The organism is Rhodococcus sp. NPDC055024 (assembly GCF_053608585.1).
Genome location: NZ_JBSGVT010000043.1, coordinates 1 through 2,862 on the forward strand (window position 1 = coordinate 1; position 2,862 = coordinate 2,862).

At 54.0% G+C, this 2,862-nt stretch carries 4 protein-coding genes; 1 reads left to right on the top strand and 3 read right to left on the bottom strand.

The genetic code is table 11. From position 1 onward, the window contains the following. Positions 1–475 (bottom strand): hypothetical protein (locus ACWF6P_RS31700; protein WP_452623690.1); only part of this gene is annotated, 475 nt, incomplete at its 3' end. A gap of 402 nt (positions 476–877) precedes the next feature. Between ACWF6P_RS31700 and ACWF6P_RS31705 the strand changes: the two genes are divergently transcribed. After that, the gene (locus tag ACWF6P_RS31705) at positions 878–1,009 is read left to right on the top strand and encodes a hypothetical protein (protein ID WP_376498673.1); all 132 of its coding nucleotides are present in this window, start codon (positions 878–880) and stop codon (positions 1,007–1,009) included. Positions 1,010–1,711: 702 nt separating this feature from the next. On the opposite strand, the gene ACWF6P_RS31710 is transcribed toward ACWF6P_RS31705, so the two are convergent. Next, complete coding sequence (locus tag ACWF6P_RS31710; RefSeq protein ID WP_376498674.1) at positions 1,712–1,936, bottom strand: hypothetical protein; 225 nt, start codon at positions 1,934–1,936, stop codon at positions 1,712–1,714. Further along, a partial coding sequence (locus ACWF6P_RS31715; RefSeq protein ID WP_452623691.1) for a DNA-methyltransferase occupies positions 1,936–2,862 on the bottom strand: 927 nt, incomplete at its 5' end. The genes ACWF6P_RS31715 and ACWF6P_RS31710, both read right to left, overlap by 1 nt.

A 2,862-nucleotide genomic window follows, 5' to 3' on the forward strand; every position in this document is an offset into this window, starting at 1 on the left:
CGTCCGATTCATTCGCGTTATACCCCGGAGGCTCGCCTTGACCCGGGAAGATTTCAACCTTCCCGCGAAAGGTGTGCCATACAAGCGGTCCGGTAAACCCGGGGTTGCCGAATAGCTGGGAAGGGTCTGCCGTATCACGTGGCTGAGCATTGTCGATACGAGCCACCGCTGGCCAGTTCAAGGCGATAAATTCCTTCCAGGCGAATTGCGCCGCATCCGTCAGCGTTGCACAGGATGCGCCCCCCGGGATGTCGGCGGGAAAGCCCGAGACGATCGGAATCCCGTCGTTCGTCGCTCCTGGACACGCACATGCTCCAATTCTGGGAATTGCTGCCCAAAACATCATACCGGCAGTCAACAGAGTTGCACGGGTCAAACGGGTACGTAGCCCGATCGGCAAATCGAACATATCCCCTCCTTTGGTGATAGCAGGTGAAACCGCCGTCGCCTTCGACTGCGACTTCATCTGCCGCATTTCGTATCCGAACCAAAATCAGTCAATGCAGGGCCGTCATTAGTCGCGTGTCCGGCCAACGTGTTGAAGTACGCAACGGATAGAGGGTGAACGCGAAAATCCGATAATATCGAGTTCGGGTTTGCGTCGTAGACGTGCTCACGATGTGGATTTTCTGTCCATCGCTCGCTTTGGTATGCGATGGCGGCGCCAACCCCACATTCGACCGGTATAAACAACGGGAGCCAGGGTTGATGTATTGCCCCTCGAATCGTTGGCGCTGGATATTCTCGCCCCATATATCCCCCAGTGTAGGATTGCCACCAGCTTCAGATCGAATGATTCTTATAACGGAACGGCGAGCAACTCTTGTTCGTATTCCACTCGATACGAAGGTAAAAATGTAGCTGTTATTGTTGACAGGTGACCTTTCCGCAGGCGCTCTCTCCGGTTCAAAAAAATGCCCTGGCTCAATTGCGCGAAGCCGATAATGGAGGCACCAGGGAAATTGTGCTTCACTTCTCCAGCGTGAACCGTAAAAGTGAACATTCCTGAACTCATGGACCCCGGCCATGTTCATACAAGCTTATCGTAGGCGCCTCTCCCTCGACAGTCCGTGGCTGAACGACGTCCGAAACAATGGAAAGACCGATCGAGCGATCGTCGAAGCGCTACAACGTTTGATTGATCGACTTCGACGATAGGCAACCCCAGGAGATCATCTGAGGCACTTTGAGCGCTAAGGAGTCAGCACGCTTGAGAGGAGCGTCGAACACCCAGCACTTCAGTGTCAGCCGCTGCAGCCGGCTCCCCATATAGTCCGCGCTGATCGGCGATCTTATAAATTTTCTCAGCCGGCTTGAGGGCACGCAGCTGCGTGTCAGTGAGCATAAAAACCTCCTCGAACGTATACCGTCGGCCGATACCGTCAACCCAGCGTGACGGTATCGGACAGGACCGTCCGAGGAGGAAACATCGGTACCGCCAACAGTACCGACATTTCCACGTGGCATTGCGCGGATCGCCGAGGATCTCGACAGACAATAACCCCCTGTTTTTAAACGGAAAAACAGGGAAAACCGGAACTCCCGGAACGACTTGGGAGCAGTCTAGATCACTCCCACTCACTCATCAATGAGCCTTGTAACACTTTGATTTTAATGATTTTTATACAGGTCACTTTTTCCGATGCCACGCGAAATACCACGTTAAAAAATTGCCCGTTTCTGCCTGTAGTTGCCGGATACTGCTAGACCATCAGACCCACCCGATGCTTCTAAGGAACGCATAGGACGCGCACGCCGCAGCCACACAAGCGCATATCGCGCCTCGCCCATTCATACGCCCGATACGCTGCAACTCTCCGATGAAGGTGTCGATGTTGTTCGGCACTTGGATCAGCGCGGACCAAAGCCAGAACACAGCAGCCCCAAGCGAGGCCACCGCGCCAACGATGCCAACCGCGATGTCAAGTTTCGTCATCACGCCAGCGTACCAGCAAACAGGTCGGCAGACTCGCCACGCCTCTCAAGCACCTGCTCGACACCCTTCTGGAACGCCTGCTCGATCCGCTCGCTGGCGATCTTGAAATAGCCTGCGTCCTGCTCCATGCCGATGAACTTCCGCCCCGTGTTCGCGCACGCAACGCCGGTCGTGCCGCTTCCCATGCAGTTGTCCAGCACCGTTTCACCTTCGTTGGTATAGGTGCGAATTAGGTACTCGCAAAGCCCCACCGGCTTCTGAGTTGGGTGGACAGACTTCACAGAACTTCCGGCGTTTGAAAATTTCAAAAGCGTCTTCGGATACCAAGTGTCGTAAACCTTGTCTGTGCTCACCGCCCTCTGCATGCCGCCCATAATTTCCGTTCTGGCGTATTCCGTCTTGCCGCGTCGCTCAATCTTGTCTGCCGGGCGGGGAATCATGATCGGGAAATACCTGTGCGGCTGCTCACTAAAAACGCTTACGCATTCCGTTTGCTGCATGGGCCGTTTTTTTGCAACCAGATGCCCGCGAGCTGTCACCTTGTCCCATGTCCAATCATAGCGATAGGCTCGCAAATTACTAAGCCGCATGTGGCTTGAAAATGGTTCCGATCCGAACAGCACAATAGCGGCGTTAGGCTTCACCACGCGCCGGTATTGCTCCCACAGTTTATCGAACGGTATTACGACATCCCACTTACAAGCAGTGGTGCCATATGGCAAATCACAAAGGACCATGTCAACGCTTGCATCTGGGATCGACTTCATGAGTTCAAGGCAATCGCCTTGATACAGACTGAACGGCTTTTTTTGGAATTCTTGTGCGTCGTTAAACATTTCAAGCAATCGGTGATGTGATTGCTCAATCGTGACCTGCGCAAGAAGGCAGGCATTCTCGCGTTTTCCGAAACGACGTAGCCATTGATG